25 protein-coding genes are annotated in these 21,910 nt (G+C 38.0%); 7 read left to right on the top strand and 18 right to left on the bottom strand.

Annotation, left to right across the window (positions count from 1 at the left end):
* Window positions 1–37: 37 nt before the first annotated feature.
* Together ACXACQ_RS10950 and ACXACQ_RS10945 are read left to right on the top strand one after the other, a co-directional pair.
* Window positions 38–739 carry a hypothetical protein gene (locus tag ACXACQ_RS10950; protein ID WP_474975986.1) on the top strand — a complete coding sequence of 234 codons (702 nt, stop codon included), beginning with the start codon at window positions 38–40 and terminating at the stop codon, window positions 737–739.
* Between the two features lie 128 nt (window positions 740–867).
* Entirely contained in the window at window positions 868–1,479 is a 612-nt protein-coding gene (locus ACXACQ_RS10945; protein ID WP_474975985.1) for a DUF1684 domain-containing protein, read from the top strand.
* Between the two features lie 32 nt (window positions 1,480–1,511).
* On the opposite strand, the gene ACXACQ_RS10940 is transcribed toward ACXACQ_RS10945, so the two are convergent.
* The 9 genes from ACXACQ_RS10940 to ACXACQ_RS10900 form a co-directional block, all read right to left on the bottom strand.
* Window positions 1,512–1,982, bottom strand: coding sequence for a DUF4126 family protein (locus ACXACQ_RS10940; RefSeq protein ID WP_474975984.1), 471 nt, complete (start codon window positions 1,980–1,982; stop codon window positions 1,512–1,514).
* Between the two features lie 51 nt (window positions 1,983–2,033).
* Window positions 2,034–3,176: an ATP-binding protein gene (locus ACXACQ_RS10935; RefSeq protein WP_474975983.1), complete on the bottom strand. Its 1,143-nt coding sequence runs from the start codon at window positions 3,174–3,176 to the stop codon at window positions 2,034–2,036.
* Between the two features lie 91 nt (window positions 3,177–3,267).
* On the bottom strand, window positions 3,268–4,071 hold the full coding sequence (locus ACXACQ_RS10930) for a hypothetical protein (RefSeq protein WP_474975982.1): 804 nt from the start codon (window positions 4,069–4,071) through the stop codon (window positions 3,268–3,270).
* Window positions 4,064–4,966, bottom strand: a complete 903-nt coding sequence (locus tag ACXACQ_RS10925; protein ID WP_474975981.1) for an ABC transporter ATP-binding protein — start codon at window positions 4,964–4,966, stop codon at window positions 4,064–4,066. Before ACXACQ_RS10925 ends, ACXACQ_RS10930 begins: the two co-directional genes overlap by 8 nt.
* 39 nt (window positions 4,967–5,005) lie before the next feature.
* The gene (locus tag ACXACQ_RS10920) at window positions 5,006–5,476 is read right to left on the bottom strand and encodes a DUF4252 domain-containing protein (protein ID WP_474975980.1); all 471 of its coding nucleotides are present in this window, start codon (window positions 5,474–5,476) and stop codon (window positions 5,006–5,008) included.
* A gap of 58 nt (window positions 5,477–5,534) precedes the next feature.
* A complete protein-coding gene (locus tag ACXACQ_RS10915; RefSeq protein ID WP_474975979.1) occupies window positions 5,535–6,035 on the bottom strand; it encodes a DUF4252 domain-containing protein in 501 nt (166 codons plus the stop codon).
* Window positions 6,036–6,111: 76 nt separating this feature from the next.
* Window positions 6,112–6,633 carry a DUF4252 domain-containing protein gene (locus ACXACQ_RS10910; protein WP_474975978.1) on the bottom strand — a complete coding sequence of 174 codons (522 nt, stop codon included), beginning with the start codon at window positions 6,631–6,633 and terminating at the stop codon, window positions 6,112–6,114.
* Window positions 6,634–6,641: 8 nt separating this feature from the next.
* Entirely contained in the window at window positions 6,642–7,145 is a 504-nt protein-coding gene (locus ACXACQ_RS10905) for a hypothetical protein (protein WP_474975977.1), read from the bottom strand.
* Window positions 7,132–7,650, bottom strand: a complete 519-nt coding sequence (locus ACXACQ_RS10900) for an RNA polymerase sigma factor (RefSeq protein ID WP_474975976.1) — start codon at window positions 7,648–7,650, stop codon at window positions 7,132–7,134. The genes ACXACQ_RS10905 and ACXACQ_RS10900 overlap by 14 nt, the downstream gene beginning before the upstream one ends.
* Window positions 7,651–7,883: 233 nt before the next feature.
* Here ACXACQ_RS10900 and ACXACQ_RS10895 point away from each other — a divergent pair, with 233 nt between their 5' ends.
* Entirely contained in the window at window positions 7,884–8,459 is a 576-nt protein-coding gene (locus ACXACQ_RS10895; protein ID WP_474975975.1) for an outer membrane beta-barrel protein, read from the top strand.
* 57 nt (window positions 8,460–8,516) lie between these two features.
* Here the strand turns inward: ACXACQ_RS10895 and pdeM are convergent, their stop codons facing one another.
* A complete protein-coding gene (gene pdeM, locus ACXACQ_RS10890) occupies window positions 8,517–9,182 on the bottom strand; it encodes a ligase-associated DNA damage response endonuclease PdeM (RefSeq protein WP_474975974.1) in 666 nt (221 codons plus the stop codon).
* Window positions 9,183–9,305: 123 nt separating this feature from the next.
* Here pdeM and ACXACQ_RS10885 point away from each other — a divergent pair, with 123 nt between their 5' ends.
* Window positions 9,306–10,349 (top strand): hypothetical protein, encoded by a 1,044-nt coding sequence (locus ACXACQ_RS10885; RefSeq protein WP_474975973.1) that lies wholly within the window; start codon window positions 9,306–9,308, stop codon window positions 10,347–10,349.
* A gap of 63 nt (window positions 10,350–10,412) precedes the next feature.
* Here ACXACQ_RS10885 and trxA read toward each other — a convergent pair whose 3' ends face one another.
* The 6 genes from trxA to ACXACQ_RS10855 form a co-directional block, all read right to left on the bottom strand.
* Window positions 10,413–10,709, bottom strand: a complete 297-nt coding sequence (gene trxA / locus ACXACQ_RS10880) for a thioredoxin (protein ID WP_474975972.1) — start codon at window positions 10,707–10,709, stop codon at window positions 10,413–10,415.
* 73 nt (window positions 10,710–10,782) lie between these two features.
* Window positions 10,783–13,239 (bottom strand): ligase-associated DNA damage response DEXH box helicase, encoded by a 2,457-nt coding sequence (locus ACXACQ_RS10875; RefSeq protein WP_474975971.1) that lies wholly within the window; start codon window positions 13,237–13,239, stop codon window positions 10,783–10,785.
* A gap of 3 nt (window positions 13,240–13,242) precedes the next feature.
* On the bottom strand, window positions 13,243–14,238 hold the full coding sequence (locus ACXACQ_RS10870) for a potassium channel beta subunit family protein (protein WP_474975970.1): 996 nt from the start codon (window positions 14,236–14,238) through the stop codon (window positions 13,243–13,245).
* 23 nt (window positions 14,239–14,261) lie between these two features.
* Entirely contained in the window at window positions 14,262–15,851 is a 1,590-nt protein-coding gene (locus tag ACXACQ_RS10865) for an ATP-dependent DNA ligase (protein WP_474975969.1), read from the bottom strand.
* Window positions 15,851–16,879, bottom strand: a complete 1,029-nt coding sequence (locus ACXACQ_RS10860) for a ligase-associated DNA damage response exonuclease (RefSeq protein ID WP_474975968.1) — start codon at window positions 16,877–16,879, stop codon at window positions 15,851–15,853. Before ACXACQ_RS10860 ends, ACXACQ_RS10865 begins: the two co-directional genes overlap by 1 nt.
* Before the next feature lie 85 nt (window positions 16,880–16,964).
* Complete coding sequence (locus ACXACQ_RS10855) at window positions 16,965–17,273, bottom strand: hypothetical protein (protein ID WP_474975967.1); 309 nt, start codon at window positions 17,271–17,273, stop codon at window positions 16,965–16,967.
* 320 nt (window positions 17,274–17,593) lie between these two features.
* Here ACXACQ_RS10855 and ACXACQ_RS10850 point away from each other — a divergent pair, with 320 nt between their 5' ends.
* Both ACXACQ_RS10850 and ACXACQ_RS10845 read left to right on the top strand, forming a co-directional pair.
* Entirely contained in the window at window positions 17,594–17,989 is a 396-nt protein-coding gene (locus ACXACQ_RS10850) for a BlaI/MecI/CopY family transcriptional regulator (RefSeq protein WP_474975966.1), read from the top strand.
* Window positions 17,989–19,233, top strand: a complete 1,245-nt coding sequence (locus ACXACQ_RS10845; RefSeq protein WP_474975965.1) for a M56 family metallopeptidase — start codon at window positions 17,989–17,991, stop codon at window positions 19,231–19,233. The genes ACXACQ_RS10850 and ACXACQ_RS10845 overlap by 1 nt, the downstream gene beginning before the upstream one ends.
* A gap of 405 nt (window positions 19,234–19,638) precedes the next feature.
* On the opposite strand, the gene ACXACQ_RS10840 is transcribed toward ACXACQ_RS10845, so the two are convergent.
* Window positions 19,639–20,025: a hypothetical protein gene (locus ACXACQ_RS10840; protein ID WP_474975964.1), complete on the bottom strand. Its 387-nt coding sequence runs from the start codon at window positions 20,023–20,025 to the stop codon at window positions 19,639–19,641.
* Between the two features lie 68 nt (window positions 20,026–20,093).
* Window positions 20,094–21,095: a DHH family phosphoesterase gene (locus ACXACQ_RS10835; RefSeq protein ID WP_474975963.1), complete on the bottom strand. Its 1,002-nt coding sequence runs from the start codon at window positions 21,093–21,095 to the stop codon at window positions 20,094–20,096.
* A gap of 236 nt (window positions 21,096–21,331) precedes the next feature.
* On the opposite strand from ACXACQ_RS10835, the gene ACXACQ_RS10830 reads away from it, so the two are divergent.
* Window positions 21,332–21,820, top strand: a complete 489-nt coding sequence (locus ACXACQ_RS10830) for a hypothetical protein (RefSeq protein WP_474975962.1) — start codon at window positions 21,332–21,334, stop codon at window positions 21,818–21,820.
* Window positions 21,821–21,910 lie beyond the last annotated feature (90 nt).

Below are 21,910 nucleotides of genomic sequence, written 5' to 3'. Positions count from 1 at the left end.
CTCAAACAAATTATATATACCAATACAACCAACTATAATGAGCCCATTAATAAAGCGTATTTTACCATTCCTTTTCCTTATCTTTTTTTTCTCATTAACTAACCTAAAGGCTCAGGAAGTAGGCCTTTCATTTTCTTATTTCCTACCTAAAAATGGTTATCTATCAACTCCTATAAGTCCATTTTCAGTAAGAGGCGTTGGTATTGATCTAAATAAGTATTTTGCTTTACAAACGGGTTTTTCATTATATAGAATGAGTGGGCTAAACATCAAAGATATTGATGCATTTGAAAGCAAAGACCCGCTACTTGGCCCCAATTTCACACTCATGATACCACTTGAATTGGCCCTTCAATTTGTTGGAAATAAACAAGAATTGCGTTTTAAAGCTGGTGGCTTTGGTTTTTATGGCTTCGACAACAAGCTAGACTATGGCAATATGGATAAAGCCATAAGAAAAGCAGAAAATTGGGATGTAGCCAACTCTCATTTTACGTACAACCATGGTTTAGGGCTTGGAATATACGGAGGAGCTGAATATGTGGTTTATGTAACCAGAAGGTGGGGCCTAAGCCTAGAAGCTAATTATTTTATTGGAGATGCCGGCTTTGGCTTAAAGGGCAATTATGTTGGAGGAAATATGGCTGGTCCATTACAAACCAAAGAAGTAAACTGGGACAACGCCAAAGTAGATTTTACTGGATTGGAAATTTCAATAGGCATAATAGTTACCAATTAATTGGTAACTATTCCTTCTCTCAATCATATACCCTTCCCACCTGTAGCCTACCAAGAGAAATATACAAGCAAGCCGCACTAAACTAGCAAGTTTAATTACCTTAGCAGCATAATTTTAAAGATGCAGACATGAGATTTATACTATTATTAATTTCTATATTAAGCTTTCAATCAAGCATATACGCTCAGAATAAAATTGTAGAAATAAAAGCATTTCAATCGGAGCTTAATGAGGAATTTAGCAATAAATCTACTAGTCCATTAGACAAAAAAGACAGGCGGAAGTTTAAAGGCTTAGCTTTTTTTGATATTGACACAGCATATTACATTACTGCTGAGTTTACACGAACCCCTAACCAAAAGCCTTTTAAAATGGCCACTTCTACCGATCGAAAACCGGTTTATGAAAAATATGGTGAAGTAAGGTTTTCCCTTGACTCAATAGAAGTTAAACTTGATATTTTCCAAAGCCATGATTTAAGGCGAACAGAAGAATACAAAAATCACCTATTTTTACCTTTTACGGATTATAGTAATGGAGAAGAAACATACGGAGGCGGCCGCTACCTTGACTTATCCATTCCGGAAGGGAAAACAATAATTATAGATTTTAACAAAGCGTACAACCCTTATTGCGCCTATAGTTCTCGCTTTTCGTGCCCTTTAGTGCCTAGGCAAAACAGAGTAAAAACAAAAGTAAAAGCTGGCGTGAAAGCATTTAAAAGTAAATCAAATCATTAAACAACTTTAGATAGTTCGCCAGCTTTAATCCTTTACACGCTGAGTGCCATAGTAGCACCACTTCCTACCACGGCCACATCTTCTATAATCCCGCTTGTAGTATTATCGAGGTAAGGCGCTTCTTTAAGCTTCCTTCTTAAGTAATAAGTAACAAAAGTTGATACCACAGCAACTGCACCTCCAATTAAAGCTCCACTCCATGGCTTTCTATTTTCATGCTTATAAATAGCAGCACCAGAAATAGCCCCTGAAGCTGCCCTTCCTACCAAAGCTATCGGGGTAATTCTAGCAGGAATTTGAGGCGATTTATCAACAACTAATTCGCCTAATGCCATCAAATTAGTAGCTATAATCATTGCTGGGCTACTCAAGATTTGAGCAGCTTTACTTTCTCCAGCTGTTTTATTTTTAACAAAGTAATTGGATAATGTTGCTGGTGCGGTCATACTCCGCATTCCTGCCATGCTCCCTAAGGTAAGAGCTATTTTAAGTGCCTTATTCATATCATCATTTTTAATTTACATCTGATATTTAAATCAAAAATGATGCTGCAATTAACTTATCACATTATTGCGCTCGGCATACTGCCTTATATCATTAGGCATAGATATTATAAATGTAGTACCTGCCTCTTCAGAACTTTCTAGCTGCACTTTTCCATAGTGTGCTTCTGCTATCTCTTTTACCAAATATAGTCCTAAACCACTACCCCCATTTTTACCATCTACTTGATATAACCGAGTAAATATCTTCACCTGCTCCTCAAATGGTATTGCTCTGCCATAATTATGTACAGATATATGTGTAATATCATCATACCTCCGGGCACTAACTGTAATTGGCTTCTGACTATCTCCATATCGAATAGCATTTTGCACCAAATTATCTACAGCTCGTCTTATGGCCTGTTCATCCCAATAACCTTGTATATTATTTTCAACAAAATCATAATTCACATTAACATACTCTCCTAGCCTATTATCATTAACCAAACTAGAAAGTGCATCTACAAGATCACATGAAGCTATTTTTATCGGAAAGCTTGCCCCTGCATTGACCAATTGAATATTTAACAAACTATTGACTAAAATTTCAGTTTTAGCCATATTTTTTGTTATTAAATGCAGTAATTTCCTCTCCTTAAATTGCTCTGATGCCTCCAAGTATTCCAACGCCAATTTCATATTGGTTAAAGGATTTTTCAAATCATGAGTTAGGCCTTCTATAAAATGCGTACGTAAATCATTATCACTTTCTAACTTACCTACTCTACTTTCTGCTTCAATCCTGGCCTTCACTTGCACCTGATTCTTCTCTTCAAAAAATGACTGAGCAGCCTTTTCTGTGGCATTATCAAAAAAGTCAAGAATCAAGTTTCTACTTTCAATAGTCAAGACTTCTTTTAAGTCTACCCATCTAATAACTACCCTCTTCAGCAAGCGATACTCACGCAGCACATCTACCAAAGAATAATTTTCTTGCTTAGCCCGTAATACTCCATGTAGCTCATTAAAATTACTTACATCGTCCTGTCCATAAGCAAGCTTATTAATTAACTGATTTAATAATTCAGGAATATCATCTTTGACAACAGGCCTTTTCTTATTTGAAGATGCAGGAAGCTCAGCAATGACCTCATCGAGCCATCGTTCTATTATAGCATCTTTATATTTTTTAATAATTTCATGCGCAGCCATTATTCACCTCAGTATTTAGAGCTCAACAGTGACTCGAAAGTATTAATATACTAATGGAATTAAAAGGATATTAAAAAATATATATTCGAATTTACAAGTCAGTAGTTTTCAGCTTATAATAAATAAGGTAAATGAAGAGACATAAATACGCCAAAACCAAAGCTACAGAAGACATAGCAACATAGTCTTGTATTTCCTGAAACCAATATTTTGAAAACGGAAAAGGAATTAATGCATCCATTGCATTCATAGGCAAGTAAGGCGAAAGTGACTCTAAAGGACCTCGAATAATTAAAAAATCTAAAATCCCTTCAATTGGAGTTAGCAATAGCATAGTAAAAATGGCCAATGCAGCCCTTTTCACCAATAAAGTAATCAAAAAGGCTAAGGTTAAATAAGTTAACAACTCTAAAAAATAAGCAAGCACAAACTCAACTCCACCGAAACTACGCGCTAGTTCAAACTCAGGAGATGACACCATGCCGGTTACTAAGCCAGTAAAAAAAACCAAAAAAGTTGAGCATAAACTCAAAAATACAATTGTGAAGAGCTTAGACTTCATAAAGTCTACTCGACTAAAACCATCAATTACATTCTGCCTTACTGTTTTATAACTAAACTCATTAGATACGGACATAATGACTATGATGGCTAAAAATATTTTAACAAAGCCATAGACATAGGTAACATTTTGCCAGATATCAGGAAAGTGCAATACAGGAATGAGCATAGGATCGAACTTATCAAAGTTACCTCCACCAATTTTCACCATCTGTAAAATTTTTAAAACAGTGGCCGGTATACTCATAATCAAAAAAGCATATATAGCACTCAGCACCCAAAACGCTTTATAATTACGTTGCTTTTTAAGGTCTATCTTTAATAAGTTAAGCATTGTCAGATTCCGCTAAAAGTTGTAAAAATTGTTTCTCAAGACTTTTCTTGATCACCATTAGGTGGTTTACCACTACTCCTTGCTCAAACAAGAAGGTATTTAAATTTTGAGGTGCTACATCCTTACTAATCACCACAGTCAAAACATGCTCTGCATCTTCCACCCTTACAAAACCTGGACAATCAACAACTACCTCTCGTAAACGATTCATATCTGCTGAAGCAACCTCTACGGAAATAGTATTTTCATTCATCTCATCTACACGGCCAGAATGAAGTAAATTGCCCGATTTCATCACACAAAAATGTGTACATACCTTTTGTACTTCATCCAATAAATGGCTAGCTAAAATTATAGTTTTACCTCTTTTGGCAATATCTGTTATTAAGCTTCTTATCTCGGCAATACCTTGGGGGTCTAAGCCATTAGTGGGCTCATCCAAAACCAAAACCTTGGGATCGCAAAGAAGAGCAGACGCGAGAGAAAGCCTCTGTTTCATCCCCAAAGAATAGGTACTAAAATCATCGTTTTTTCTTTCATAAAGGTTTACCATTTTTAAGACAGCTTCTATCCTATCATAAGACACACCTTTAATATCAGCCACTATTTCCAGATTTTTAGCCGCAGACATGTAGGGATAGAAAATAGGCGTCTCCAAAATAGCCCCGATTTCTTTCCTATTTTCTTTAGATGATGGTAAATTAAACCAATAAAAATCTCCTCTTGTTTTGTTAATAACATCGAGAATCATCCCCAAAGTAGTGGTTTTACCACTGCCATTGGGACCTAAAATACCAAACACACTACCTTCTTCTATTTTAAGGTTAAGGTTATTTACGGCCGTTACTCGACCATACACCTTGGTTAATCCTCGGGTTTCTAATACTGTATTCAAATTATTGTTATTCTATAGTTAAGCTGAAAGATCATCAATTTAGTTAAACTTAAAATCTTCAGCACGATGTAGTTGAGAAATAAAACTAGCTATTTTATTGAGAGGAACACTGCCTTTTATATCAAAAATAGATATGCTTTCATCATCTGACATTAAAAAAAGTAAGCCTTCAGTTACTCCCGCTTCTTCCTTTATATAAACCTGCACATCCAACCCCTCTTGCCTCAAACTGATCAAATCTTCAAATCCTTCTTTATGATAAGCGCCAACCAATTCCTTCCTCGAACTAATATCAAATTTTTCAGCGGCTTTATTTATTCTAACAAATTTCATTTTTTCAATACCATCAACAAGTTCATCAAACTCCGCACTATGACTTTGATTTAGCATTTTCAAGGTATTGTTATAAAAAAACAGAGTAAAAGCACTATCATGTTGCTCTGAGAACTCACGAGTGGTTTTACTTTGTCCATTCACCAAAAAAGGTAAAACACATAAAATTACAATCAATCGGTACACCATATTAAAAAACTACTGCATAATGAAATGCAGTAGCTCGCTTATATTATTAATCATATTTTTTACAATTCTTCGCCAGATATGCCAAATCCTTCATATCCAAAGCTCCATCTACATTCATCACCACAAACTCTTCCTGATCTTGAATTAATACGAGCATATTTTTTATTTCATTTTTTGTGCCTTGGGTAAGCATATATATTTTCTCATCTCCATCACGCATGGTCATCATCTCTTCATACTTTTCTGTGCCCAATTCTTTACGCATTTTATCCACTTGTTTTTTATCAAACCCCGTAGTTTTAACCGGAATAGCTAGTATTTTCATTGATTTAATGTTAGAAGCTATTCTTGACACCACTTGCGCTTCTTCATCATTTTCATCCCACGAAGTAATGCTTGCTAACAGCTGAAATAACCCACCATTTAAACTTACCACTTTCGCATCCTGATGATCTTTATACTTAGCCTGAAATTCCTCAACTGTTTTACTCTGAGCAAAAACGCTCGTAGTAACCAGCACTAACGCACACACTATTAAATTTTTCATAATCCTTTTATTTTGAGTTGTTGTTAAATTGTAGTTGTTATTATTTATGACCTTAGAAGTTTGACCACTTTAACCTCTATTTTTTCTTATCTTTTAATTTCTCCAATCCTTCTAAGCCTTCTATATCCATAGCCTTTGAAATTTTAGCAATCTGCTGCAAGTCTATTTCTCCGAAAATACTCAACACAAAAAACTCGTTATCCCCTCCCATTAGCATCAGCAATTCGCTGATTTTACCATTACTTTCTTTTATCAGAAACTTCATGTCGCTATCTTCTTCTCGAATAGACATCAATTCGTCATACTCCCCTTTAGGCAAAAGGGTAAAGGCTTCCTTATATAATTGCTTCCCCTGAGATGTAGCATCCTTGGTTAAGATTTTCAACCCTTTTAATTTACTAATTGCGTCCATTATTTGCTGATCTTCTTCGCTATCCATTTCTAGGTTAGTAAATAGCTGAAACATCCTACTAGTTATTGATACATGAGTAAAAGAATCATCGTACTCATACTTTTCAAAAAACTTACTAATCGCATCTTGTCCACTAACCTGAAACGACATCAAAAGACCAACAATCACCACTATTACTGATTTCATCTTATTAATTATAATGTTTCTGTTTCTTTAATTCTTTTTTGCGCTTCGTGAAACACACCCACCTTCTGCGCCTCTTTTCTTCCTTTATTAATATTTTTTGATATTAACAATAACGCTTTTTTTGTCTCCTCAAACGCTCTTTCAGGGTTCTCAAAAGTCTCCGCAGCAAGCCTTTCATCTTTTTTAATGGCATAATCGTGATACATAAAATAGCCAGCCGTAACCAAAACCAATATTACTGCAGCAACTTTCAATACCTCACTAAATAAGTATTTAACTTTGGACTTTTTCTGCTCCTTCTTTACTTGCCCCAAAACTAGCTCATCGAAATCGTCACTTAATTTCAGCTCCGCTTCCGCATAATTGTAGTACTGAAATAAAGGGGCTACATCCTTGTACTTTGGCGGTACTTCATTCTCATTGAAAAAGCATTTCAATGCCTGCTCCTCCTCAACAGTAGACTCCCCATTCCAATATTTTTCTAACAACTCGTCTATCTTAGCTAAGTCCATACGCGTTGATATTTAATAATTTTTCCTTCACTGATTTTCGTGCTCTAAATAAATTTATCTTCACTTGACTCATATCCATTTCAAGCGCTTCACCTATCTCCTTATAACTATATCCTTCCACATCCCTTAGGAGAATCACCTGCCTCTGTTTATCAGGTAATTGATCAATAAAATATCCCACCTTATTCATCGCATCCTGCCTCTCTGCCACACTATAAGGAGTATAATTTTCACCAGAACTTACATCAAAATCCTCCTTAATAGAATCTGTTATCTTAACCCTTTTCGCCTTCAACCTATCCAAGGAAAGGTTTCTAATGAGCGTCATACTATATGCCTCTACACTTTGAAGTTGATCCAATTCCCCCCTCTTATTCCAGAGTTTTATAAAGACATCCTGTACCACATCCTGCGCTTCAGGTTCACTTTTAAGAAACTGAAAAGCAAAACGATACAACTTATTCTTTATAGGAAGAATTCGATTTTTAAAAACTTCTGTATCCATGATTCATAAGGAGGACGACTTGGCATAATAAATGTTACAACCAATTAAATATTTTATTCAACAAAGTTGACTCCAATCAACAAATGACCAAATACACTACCTTTTATTACATTTTAATATTGAATTTTTTTTATTTAAAACTAAACTTAATACATTGCAAAAAATCTATTGTTGTCTGAATTTTTTAAATACTTACAACTTTTATTTAATTATATAACTTAATAAAACAAATCATGAAAAGAGTTGTACTTTCTTTCGCATTATCCTTAATGGCATTAATTACTGTAAACGCACAAGATTATAAAGCCTTTAAATTAGGTATTGGCTTAGGTTATTGCTCTCCTAGCGATGGAGGCGGTGGAGTTTTACTTGACTTAGAACCTGCCTACCGCATTAATGATGACATAGCAGTGGGACTAAGAATAGAGTCTGCGGCTATGGCAAGACAAATCGGTAATGAAGAAGCTGATGTTACCGGCAGTGGCTCTTACACTGTAAATGGACAATATTATTTGTCTGATTCTAAGGTTCGTCCATATGTGGGCCTAGGACTTGGTATATTCTCAATGGCATCAGCTTCTGTTGGATCGAGTACAGGAGAAGTTGGGGGCGGATCTAAATTCGGGTTCTACCCAAGATTAGGATTAGATATAGGACACTTCAACCTTAATTTCGATTATAACATTATCGGAAACACAGAAAGTGTAACGGTTGAGTATGAAAACGGCACAACAGCTACTATCGATGAGATTAAAAATAGCTATTGGGGTGTTAGAATAGGAGCTTACATTTTCGGAGGAAAAAAGTAACTAGCAGAATTAGTTACAATAATATCATCTTCATTAAACTTATTAATGAAGATGATTTCACACCCCCATTACCTTCCCCTCTATTATTACAAAAACTCTTTCCTCCTTTTTTGGCTTTAAACGAAATAAACCTGTAAAAGCACCGAATGCAGGGAGCAAACCCTGATTCTCTTTAAAATAAAAACATGGCAATGTAATAGATTGCCTACCACTCCCTCGCAGCGTAACTCCAGGATGAATATGTCCTGCCAGATTATATAAACCATCAGGAATATTCTCTAATGGCTCATGCGACAGCAGGAACTTACCGCACACTAAAGGCTCCCTATGCAAATAGATATTATGCTTGAAATATTGATAATCACTCAATATATCATGGTTCCCCATCACTAGTTCAAATGAAATTTCTCGAAAAGCATCAATAACCTGCCCCAGCACTTCCCACTCCTGATTATAGTGACTATGAAATAAATCGCCCAAAAATATAACGCGTTGTATATTATACTTTTGCAATAAAGCTATTAGCGTATCAATATTTTCATCATTTACCTGCCGCGAAACAGCAATACCTGACCGCCTAAAATGGTTAGCTTTACCTAAATGTAAATCTGCCAAAAGCAAAATCTTTTCTTGTTTGAGAACAATACCTTTTTCAGGTAACAAAACCACCTCACTTTTTGATAAACTAATCTCCAAACCGATTATTTCTTGAATGATTTTCATTTATACGAGCAATAATTACTAATTTGCTAAAAATATTGCATTGCGGTAACGAAAATACGCCTATTCTCTTTGAAATTTATCATTTAAGATTACATTTGAATCTTTATTGAAAATACGGTAATCATGATAATACCCAAGGAACCCAGGCTGACAGAAGCACAGCAAAACGAAATTAATGAGATAGCAAGCGAATACAATTGTAAAGTTCAGGCTATCGAAGGTCACCACAGAACTATTTATGCCCTACTTGGCGAAGAAAGAGAACAAGTAATGATTAACAGAATTCTGGGACTTGATTATATTGATAGGTTTGACGCTATTGACTCTCCTTATAAATTAATGGACATTCATTCAGAATTGGCTCACCATAAAATCAAAATAGGAAGCAACATTCTAGGTGCTGAGCCTTTTATTATAGCAGGCCAATGTACTATTGACCCTAATAATCCTAACTACTTTATCGAGACAGCTCACGCTGTAAAAGAAGCTGGCGCTAAAGCCATTAGAGGTGGAGTTTGGAAACCAAGAACAATGCCGTATTCATTTCAAGGGGATGACAGATCTATCAAAACGCTTATAGAAGCGAGAGAGCAAACTGGCCTACCTGTTGACACGGAAGTAATGGATGAGCACCAACTTGAAGTAGCCTTAGAAGCACAAGTTGACATCCTTCAAATAGGAACAAGAAATGCATTAAACTACTCTCTTCTTAAAAAGATTGGAGAAAAAACTGCAGGAACCAACACTACCGTTCTTCTTAAAAGAGGTAGAGCTATGGGACCAATTAATGAATTAATCGCGGCCGCAGAATATATTGCTGCTGGTGGTAATCCAAATGTAATGCTTTGCCCGAGGGGTACTATTCCTCAAGTTGATGGATACAGAAATAATCCTGACGAAAGCATTACTCCTTTAGTAAAGGAAAAAACTTGGGCTCCAGTAATTGTAGATCCTTCTCACTCAGTAGGAAGAGCGAAATATGTAGCAGCAGCATCAATGGCTGCCATGGCTTATGGTGCCGATGGATTAATTATCGAAACGCACGTAGACCCTAAATTCGGAATTGGCGATGACCCAAAACAGTCTTTAAAGCCTGCTGAATTAAAACAATTAATTCAAAACATAAACACTATCTGGGCAGTAACTAAAGGCAAAACTTTAGCTTAAGCTTAGAGATAACATAAACGACAAAGGGTGCTGAATTCAGCACCCTTTGTCGTTTTAATCGGTCTATGCATAAATATTAAGCACATCAGCAAGCTGCTGCTTAGTATGCACTCCTGATTCCCGCCATTTTATCTGACCGTTTTTAAAAACGACCAACGTAGGCACTCCCCTAACTCCATAAGTCAGAGCCGCCTGCTTATTATTATCTATATCTACTTTTATTATTCTTGCCTTATCTCCAATTTCAGCCTTCAACTCATCTAACATAGGGGCTTGCATCTGACATGGGCCACACCAAGTTGCGTAAAAATCAACTAAAACAGGTTTATCTCCATTAATTAAATCTTTAAACTTTGACATATGCTTTTTATTTAATTACAATAACAAAACGAAATGAAGCCAATTAAGGTGCATATTTTCTTTAAAAACTAGGCTATTCATCAAATTGTAAAGTCATCCTCTTTATTCTATCCTCCAATTTTTCAGAAGACAGTTTTTCTCTCATTCTATCTACCATAATAGGAAAAGCAAATGGTGTGGGCTTTTCAGGCTCTTTAATAATGATTTTTTGATGATGGATTCTATCCAGAGCCTTTCGCATACGTGCTTCTTCTAATTGAAAATCCATCACCTCCTCATAGGCCTGAAGCAGCAATAGGTTATCAGCTTCATAGTCATGAAAAACATCAAAAAATAACTGTGAGGACGACTGCAAATGCCTGTCTTTAATCTGCTGACCAGGATACCCCTTAAACACCAAGCCTGATATGGCGGCAATATCTCTAAATCGCCTTCTGGCCATCTCTACACTATTCATACTTCCCTGAATATCCTGATAGAGGTTATCAGAGGAAAGGATATCTATTTCCAGGGCTTCATAAATAGGAATTTCTTTATCAGAAAGTAGTTCAAAGCCATAATCATTCATGGCAATACTCAGCGTGATGGGTGTAATCTCACTAATTCTTTTGGCCAACAGCGCTCCCATACCTTCATGAACAAAACGACCTTCGAAAGGATACATCAGTACGTGATAGCCCTCTCTGGTTTTAAAATATTCAATCAAAAACTCATCTTTTGAAGGCAAATGAGATCTTTTCCGTTGTAAATCCATCAAGGGCTGAAGAAAGTTGAGTTCTACATCTTCTTTCTTACCCGGCAAGGTGACCTCATGCAACTTTTTGCGCAGCATCACGGACATTTGACTGGAAAGCGGCATTCTGCCGCCCATCCAGGAAGGAACAGCCTTTGCTTTTTTCTTGGTGTTACGCACCTGAACAGCCATTTCTTTAATACGTACAAACTCCAAATTTCTTCCGGCAAACCAGAAAACATCACCCGGAGATAAGCGCGCAATGAACCACTCTTCAATAGTACCGATATACTTACCGGTAACATACTTCACTTTTAAGGAAGAGTCACTCACAATAGTGCCGATGGACAAGCGATGTCGCATAGCTATTCTTCTGTTATTCACCTTGTAAAGACCATCCTCAACCTCAACTTTCCTGTATTCATCATAGGCGGTAAGAGCGTTTCCTCCGGTAGTGATGAAGCTAAGCAACCACACCCATTCTTCACGATTGATGCTATTGAAACTGAAAGTGCCTTTTACCTCTTCAAAGATTTCCTTTTCGTTAAAGCCATCAGATACGGCTAGTGTCACCAGATACTGGATGAGTACGTCAAAAGAACGGATATAAGGAATACGATCCTCCACAAGGCCCACCTTAATCGCTTCCCGCAACGCAGCTGCCTCCACCAACTCCAGGGAGTGAGTAGGTACAAAGAATATTTTACTCAGCGCCCCTGGCTGATGACCACTTCTACCTGCTCGCTGCATAAACCGGGCTACGCCCTTGGGGCTCCCTATCTGAATAATCGTTTCTACAGGTCGAAAATCTACCCCCAGATCCAAGCTTGAGGTGCATACCACGGCTTTGAGCTGCTCTTGATGCAGTGCATTTTCGACCCAATCTCTCAGCTCTCTACTGATTGAACCATGATGCATCGCCATTATTCCGGCCAACTCAGGTGCTCTTTCTAAAAGCTTTTGATACCAAATCTCTGCGAAAGACCGTGTGTTGGTAAAAATCAAAGTACTATTACTGTTCTTTATGATAGGTATAACCTTATCGATAAGATTCACTCCCAAATGGCCAGCCCAGGGTAATTTCTCCAAAGTGTCTGGTAGCACAGATTCTACCTCAATCGCCTTTTTTATATCTGAGCGAATAATTTTGCTTTTACCTTGCTCTAAAGTAGATCCCAGCAACGCCTGAACAGCCTCATCCATATTACCTATGGTTGCTGATATTCCCCACACCTTCAGATCCGGACAAATATTTTTTAATCGGGACAAGCCCAACTCCATTTGCACTCCACGTTTAGAGCCCAGCAGCTCATGCCATTCGTCACACACCACGGCTCTGAGGTTTTTAAAGAACTTAGGGTATTGCTTTTGAGCTAACATAAGCTGCAAACTCTCAGGCGTGGTGATCAGAAACTCAGGTGGATTTTTCTTCATCTTTTGCCGGTCAGCTGGTGATGTATCTCCTGTTCTGAGCGCCACCTGCCAATCAAGACCAAGCCCGTTTACCGCTCGCTGGGCTGAATTACTGATCTCTTTGGCCAGTGCCTTTATAGGCGTAATCCAAATGGCGCGAAGGCCGTTTTTCCCAATAGATGAAGTAGCACCTCCGTTTTCCCTAATGTATTCCAAAAGAATAGGCATCACCAAAGAATAAGTTTTACCACTACCCGTAGGCGCGTTTACCAGCCCATTATAACCATCCAAATAAGCCTGCCAGCTCTCCAATTGAAATTGAAAAGGCTTCCAGTTTTGGTCATTAAACCAGCTCTCACCTATTTGAATAAGTTCCTGCCCCATACGTTAGAATGCTGGTTGCTGGGGCTTATTATCAAGAATTTGCTCAATATGCTCCATTACATCTGGGGTGAGCTTCTCTTTTACATCAATAGCTTTCAGGTTTTCTTCCAGCTGGCTCGTTTTTGAAGCACCCAGAATAACAGTACTCACATTATCGTTTTTTAAACACCACGCCAAAGCTAATAAGGGCATTGTGGTGCCTAATTCTTTAGCAAAAGCGGTTAATTTTCTTACTTTCTCAAGTTTTTCTTCGGCAAGAGTTATATCCTTTAACCATCCTAAACTTTCAAACTTAAAGCGAGTATCTTCCGGAGATTCATTATTGTACTTCCCTGTAAGCAACCCTGAAGCCAATGGTGACCACACGGTAGTACCCAAACCTACAGTTTTATATATCTGCGAGTACTCCACCTCCACTTTATCTCGCACCATCATGTTATATTGAGGCTGCTCCATGGTAGGGCCTATGAGATTGTACTGTCTGGCCACCATGTGCGCTTCCATGATCTCTTGCGCGCTCCATTCAGAAGTACCCCAATAGAGCACTTTACCCTGCTGAATCAGATTATGCATCGCCCAGACCGTTTCCTCTATAGGAGTTTCCTTATCAGGCCGGTGACAAAAATATAAGTCCAGATAATCTACCTTTAATCTTTTCAGCGCCTGATGGCAAGCTTCTGTAACATGCTTTCTACTCAGACCTCTTTGGGTTGGCTTTAAGTTTCCCGCACCTTCATCAGCACCAAAAAAAACTTTACTCGAAACAATGTAACTATCTCTTCTCCACCCCATTTTACTAAGTACCTCACCCATTACCTCTTCTGACTTGCCGCCAGCATAAGCTTCTGCATTATCAAAAAAGTTGATACCACCATCATAAGCCATCTTCATGAGATCTTCTGCAGTATTGTCTCCTATCTGTTTACCAAAGGTAAGCCATGAACCAAATGACAATCTACTTATTTGTAAACCTGATTTTCCGAGTCTCTTATATTCCATTTTTGATTTTTTTATATTATAACTTAACCATATACTTCTAGCAACTGATGCAGCTCCTCTAAAGTATTGGCTTCTTCTTTCTTTTTATCATGTCGCCATCTTTTTATTCGGGGAAACCTAAGAGCCACACCTGATTTATGGCGGGTAGATTTATTGATGCCTTCAAAGGCAATTTCAAAGACCAGCTCTGGTTTTACACTTCTTACCGGCCCGAACCTATCGATGGTGTTTTTTTTCACAAACCGATCTACCTGCCCAATTTCTTTATCGGTGAGGCCAGAGTAGGCTTTGGTAAATGGAACCAGCAGCTCTCCATCCCAGACAGCGAAAGTATAATCCGTATATAAATTAGCTCTGCGGCCGCTGCCTCGCATAGCGTAGATCATAACGGCATCAATAGTTAAAGGATCGACCTTCCATTTCCACCAATCGCCTTTTTTTCTACCATCACGGTAAATTGAATCCTTGCGCTTGAGCATAATGCCTTCACTGATGTATTCCCGACTCTTGTCGCGCTCCTCTGCCAGCTGCTCCCAACTTTCAAATGCTACCAGCTCAGAAATAGGCATAACAGGATCATTCACCTGGCTCACAATTTCTTCCAGCAGCTTCCTCCTTTCTTGCATGGGCTTTTGACGAATGTCTTCTCCTTGCCATTCTAAAACATCATATACCCTAAAAACCACAGGAGACTTTTGCAATACACTCTTAGTCAGATTTTTACGACCAATTCTTGTTTGCAGTAAATTGAATGAAAGCGGCTGTCCATCTTTAAAAGGCAGAATTTCCCCATCTAACACAGTGCCGTTGGGTAGTTTATCTGTTAGCACCTCATATTCAGGATACTTATCTGTTACCAGCTCCTCTCCTCTGGACCATACATAGAGTTCATTATTCCGAACTATGATCTGCCCGCGGATGCCATCCCACTTTCTTTCTGCCATCCATTCATCAGGGCTGCCCAGTGAGTCCACCTCATCTTCTAAAGCATAGGCCAGATAAAAAGGATATGGCTTTGAATTATCTTCATTAGGGTCCTCAGACAGCACCAGATCATGAAAAGTAGTAGTTTCAGGAGTCCAATTACCCATAAGGCGATGTGCCAGACTGCTTTCATCTACACCTGTATATTTCGACAAAGCCCTTGTCATCAGCTTTTGGGAAACACCCATTCTAAAACCACCAGTGATCAGCTTATTGAACACAAAGCGCTCAATGGCATCCAGCGAAAGCCAGGCATCCTTTAATTTAGCCTTTTTCTCCTCTTCCTCCAGACCTCCCAGTGACTGTATGAACTCTATCCAGTAAGTAAGCGTGAAGTCAGTTCTGGTAGCCGGGTTAGGTAATATGAGGGCGATGGTCTCAGCCAAATCTCCTGCCACGTGGTAACTCTCTTCAAAAAGCCAAAAAGGCAGGCCGCTGAACTCTGCGGCCCACTGCTTGATGTAATTTCGATTAACCGTTCGCTTAGGCCTACGATGAGAAAGGAGCGCTATGGTCCAAAGCTTATCTTTGTCAGGAGCCTTTTCGAAATATTCGGTAAGGGCATCTACCTTTACCAGTGTTTTTGTGGTCTGATCCAGGCGGGTGAATAGCTCAGTAAAATGCTTCATCAGCTTTCCTCCTCGTCTTCTTTCACAGTTGATTCTCCTATTTCGCTGAGCTCACCTTCATATTGAGTTTCTACACGACCAGATTCTATGCCTTGCTCATTGAGCCACTGACTGAAAATACTGGTGTAACCATGGGTAACAAAAACTCTTTCAGCTTCCGTGGCTTTTATGGCGGTATTGAGTTCATCCCAATCAGCATGGTCCGAGAGCACAAAGCCGCGGTCTACTGCACGCCTTCTGCGGGCTCCACGAAGGCTCATCCACCCAGAGGCTACACCTACACTGCAAGGCATAAACTTTTTCATCCATGGTGAGCCTACCGCTGAGGGCGTGGCCACTACTATATTTCCTTTGAATTTTTCTTTCGGAATTTCTGATGTTACTCTTACTGTCGGTTTTAGGTTAATACCCTGATCACGAATCACTTCATTAACATTTTCGACTGCCCCGTGGGTATAAATAGTACCGATGGAATCATCCAGGTTTTGAATAATGCGCTGCGCCTTGCCTAAAGCATAGCCTGTGAGCACCGTAACTTTGCCATTTTCCTGATTAGTACGCCACCAATTGTTGATCTCCTTAAACTCCTCCTCTTGCGACTTCCACTTATAAATAGGCAAACCAAAAGTGGACTCCGTAATAAAGGTATTACACTTCACTGGCTCAAAGGGCTCCGTGAAGCCATCTTCCACCACCTTATAATCTCCAGAAGCTACCCAAACCTCTCCTTTATACTCTACTCGGATCTGAGCAGAACCAATAATATGACCGGCCGGATGAAACGAAAACTTTACGCCATTGATGGTTCTTATCTCACCAAACTTTACAGTTTCCACATTAATATCCTGCCCCAGCCTATATTTGATCACCGGCATGGCAGCCTCAGTACACAAATAATATTTGTGCCCCCAGCGGCTATGATCAGAGTGCCCATGGGTAATCAGCGCTCGATCTACCGGCTTCCAGGGATCTATGTAGATATCTGCCTGCGGACAATATATTCCTATTTCTGTGAATTCTAATAACATCAGAAATAGAACAGATGAGTGGTTGGAATGTTGGGGAAGTGTTTTGAAGAGGCATGGCAAATGCCTGTGGAAGTTGCGATCAAGGTTAATATTTTCTTAAAAACCACCATTCAAATGGCTGATCTTTTGAATTAATAATTTCATAACACCTCGTGTATTCCAGATCGGATGATACGTTTTCTGTAGATTCGAAATAACCAATATAAGTAATAGAAATATATACAGCATCAACCACTATTTCATCAGTGGCAACCTTCGTCACATAAACATTTCTAAATTTAAATTCTAAAGTATCAGTATACAATATTCCTCTATTATCCCAAGGCTTATTGATTACTCCAACATTTCGCAAATAATTAATGTCAGCGTTACCATTGAGCCTAACTGAATCCAAAACAGAATAATTAATTAAAAAGTATCTAACTCCCAATCATAGATATGAGATCTAAGGCCTCCACTGTTTCGCCCTTATAGTTCATTAGCTCAAATTTTCTATAAATGCCTTTTGATCTTTAAGGACATTGTCATCCCAAATAATGTTTTTCTGTATCCTTCCACAAATTGGATATCATCAGGCCAAGTGCATTGAGAAACTGTATATAAAGTAATGACCGATCGTCAAACACTACTTCTACAAAACTAAAATCATTTCATCTCAAACATATTTCTACTATACAATTAGTAGATCTACTAAATTTTTAGTAGATTAGATTTATGAAACAAGAATACAACCAGTTCGAGCTGACAAAAGCTGAGGAAAAGGCCATGAAAATATTATGGTCTATAAAAAAGGGAGTGATAAGGGATATTGTAAACGAATATGAGCCTCCACAGCCTGCCTACACCACCGTGGCCACCATCATTAAAATATTAGAAAAGAAAGGATTCATCGGTAAAACAGCCATTGCTAACACCTATGAATATTATCCCCTGGTGAAAAAATCAGCTTATACCAGCCATATGATGAAATCAATGGTGAAGAATTATTTTTCTAACTCGTACAAGAGAATGGTTTCTGAGCTAAGTAGTGATGATGAGTTATCTACCAGTGATATGGAAGAGCTTATAGCTCATTTTCAAAAAATGATAGACGAAAAGAACAAGAAATAATGGAAAACTACCTAATCACCTCCAGCCTATCATTACTGCTTTTATACCCGATTTACAAGCTATTTATCAGCTACGAATCCAATCATCACATCAACCGTTTTGCAGGCATGGCATGCGTACTATTTTCTATTACGCTAATCCACTTCCCTATACAGCAATATTTCCTCGATCAGCAAGAGCCTGTGGTCACCTACTTCTCTCTAAGCGAAGGTAATGCCATTCAACAGACCTTTCAGAAGGTGGCTTCGGTCAACTCAGAGGATTCCATAAATATTCTACTCATCTGTTATTTAATAGGTATGGCCTTCTTTCTCTTCAGATTTTTATCAGGCATATCCAAAATCATTTATTTATATCTCAAAGCACAAAAAACTCGCCTAGGGCACTTCAAAACAGCTATAATATACGATAACCTTTCACCTTTCACATTTGGCCGCGTGCTCTTTATTGGGCAGAGAACCATGACAGAAAAGAATCTGGAAATGATCCTTACTCATGAAAAATTTCACAAGGATCAATGGCATACTGTGGATACTTTATTGCTTGAAATAATCACTATCATTTTTTGGTTTAACCCCATTATCTGGTTGTTTCAACGCGATATAAAAGCAGAGCATGAATATGCTGCTGACATGATGGTTCTCAATAGCGGTGTAGAGCCTCTGGAGTATCAAAAACTCCTATTTAAGACCAGAACAGGTATTTCTCTACCAATAGGCAATGGCATAAGCAATAAAACAAGTTTAAATATAAGATTCAAAAAAATGGAAAAACACGATTCAAAATCCAAACTCAGTTATCTTAAAGCAGCCCTATTTCTGCCACTGATGGCATTCTTCTTATTGATTAGCGCATTTAATCCTATTAGTCAGGACACGACTGCTGTATATACTCAGGGCGAAAAAGCGATGTACAAGCAACTAGGTAATGAGATTCGATACCCCGCCATGAGTAGACAGGCCACAAATGCAGGCCAGGTTTATGTATCATTTACAGTAAACAAAGAAGGAAACATAGAAGATGTGGTGGCAGAAAAACTCGATGGCACCTTATTGCAAGAAATAGTAGTGGTTGGCTACAGTGACCAAAATAATGACTCCAATGAGCCTGGAAGCAAAGAGCTAAAAGACGAGGCTGTGCGCACAATACACACATTAGGAAAGTTTACCCCTGCCATGCATAATGGCAAGCCCGTGAGTTCAGTTCTCATTTTACCCATAAAATTTGAACTACGCAAAAAGTAAAATATAAGTCTATTTAACTGTTGCTCAATTATCCATCCGATGGCTTAGAGCCATCGGATGGATAAACTTCAGTGAAATATCACCTTGTGTCAAAACTCCTTTCCTATGATACGTTTCTTTCTATCCTCTGATTGCGAAAAGTCATATACCTTTTGAAGAACTTCCTCATCATGTCTTTTTCTCAGTTCTTGAATATTACCCCAACAAGTTGTTTTCGCTTTGTTTACCTGAAGTCTTTGCGAAATTTTCTCACTAGACCAATTTGATCTGCCTGCGGGCAATATATTCCTATTTCTGTGAATTCTAACAACATCAGAAATAGGACTGATGAGTGGTGGGAATGTTGGGGATGTGCTTTAAAGGGGCATTGCAAATGTGTGTGAAGGTGGCGATGAAGTTCCACGCTTACCTTATTCGCTTGTACAACACCGGCACAAAATCAATTAAATAGCCAATAATAACAAAACCCAACGGATGCAAAACGAAATAAGCAACAGTCATGAATAAGTATATGAATTTATTCTCTATCTGTTTCTTTTTTTTGTCTTGGCTCTTTTCCCAAAAAAGAAACAGTGCTAGCAGAAGGATTAATAAAGCAGAAAATAGAATAATTACACCACTTCCTACCTCCTTATTAGATTCAAATTTCACAAATTGAGAAATAAGCTCTTCTGCTAATATGCCTGGCATCACTGAAATGATTGGAACCACAACTGTAACCGTTAAAATCAAGCTTCCAATTGTAAAAATGGCTCCAATTTTGGTTCCTCTATATTTATGTGCCAAATCCATTCTGCACAAGCAATAGATTAAAGTGTTTCTTATGCTGAAAAAACATAGTTATCATAATAACAAAACTATTACCCCTCACCAAAATACACCGGCACCAACCTTTTCAGCTTCTCAATAGTTTCATTTACCGATAAATCACTTCTTCCTCCTGCAGCATTGGCATGCCCACCTCCTTCAAAATGTTCTGCGGCCAATGTATTGACATGGTTATCTCCTTTTGACCTAAAAGAGATTTTCATCATACCGTCACGCTCGGTAAATACAATACCTGCCTTCATACCTTTAATCGATAATATCTGATTCGCCAAAGTATCAGTATCACCTTTTTGGTAGCTAAACTTTTCCAATTCTTCTTTACTCAAACCGATAATTCCCACCTTAAAATCATCCAAAACCTCTAATTTTTCACTTAAAGCAAATCCTTGCAACCTCAGGCGAGAGAGTGTATTATTATCATTTAATTGCTCATGAACCAAATGATGCTGAACTCCACCCTTTAAAAGAAATGCTAAAATTTCATGAGTTCTGGGCTGTACAGAAGAAAAGCGAAACGCTCCTGTATCAGTTAAAATCCCTAAATAAAGAGGCGTACCTATTTGTTCATTTAATTGAGCTTCATTGCCAGATTCTATGATTAGCTCCGCTATTAGCTCACTAGTAGAAGATGCTGAAACCTCCGAGAGCATGATATCAGTAAAATCAGCTGGATCAAGGTGATGATCGATCATAATTTTCTTGACAGTTGAGTCTATTAATAAAGCCTGCATTTCATCACCCACCCTATCTGGCGAATTATAATCAAGACAAAAAATAAGATCAGCATTTTCAAATAACTCCGTTATCTTTTCTGCTTCATTACTCATGGTCAATATAGACTCAACCCCCAACCAATGGAGAAATTCTGGTGCCGGATCTGGATGACAAACTGTTACTTGCTTGCCTAATGCTTTTATAAAAGCAGCAAGACCGAGAGAGGACCCGATGGAATCGCCATCAGGAGATTTATGAGCGGTAATGATAATATTGTCAGCCTTTATGATTTCGGCCTGAATGGTTTTATAAATATTCATTGAGTGATGTTATTTCTAATCTTATGTTAATCAACTTTAGCAAAAAAGCCCAAAATCTTCTAAAGTAGGAACTTACTAAAAAAGTATTTCTCTCGCGTCTTTATTAAAGAAAAAATATACTTGCAATAATAATATATAATTACAACCTTTGTGAAATTAAGTGGGTCTTTAGCTTAAACAAATTAAATTTATTCCCCATCTCAACATAGTCTTAACACCTAAACCTTGATATTAAAATGAAATATATCCTACTGTCGTTTTTACTAACAGTGATAGTAATACAATCTACTGCTCAGGAAAATGAGTTTAAAAGAAAAAATGCTGTGATAATAGAATTAGCTGGACCAATGATAATGGGTTATGGAATAGCCTATGAAAGAACAGTTGTATTAACTAAAACAGTTAGGATGGGATTTCGTGGAGGAATTGGCAAGGTTAATAACTTCACAAAAACTTCTAGTCATTTAGGCTTCAACTATATATTTGGAAAGCACCGAGGATTTGAATTAGGAGCTAACTACCTTTTTGATTATGATGCGTCTACTTTCATGGGACATGATGATGATGATGACATGTATCAAAACGGAATGCAATTTCTAATGGGCTACCGATACCAAAGCTATAAAAACGGTATTATATTTAGGATTTACTGGGTTCCTCCTGTGGCCTGCTGCGGCAGCTATTTACCGTATTACGGAGGGTTATCATTAGGTTACTCGCTTTAATTTCACCAAAGAATTACAAATAACTCCTCTTGTAAACAGATAAGTCGCCTAACATAAAAAGCAGGATTAATTACGCTTATTCTATGCGAA

The organism is Fulvivirga sp. AWR4_260 (assembly GCF_056158185.1).
Note: the sequence above shows the minus strand (reverse complement) of the source record. Positions and strands in the feature narration are given on the sequence as shown.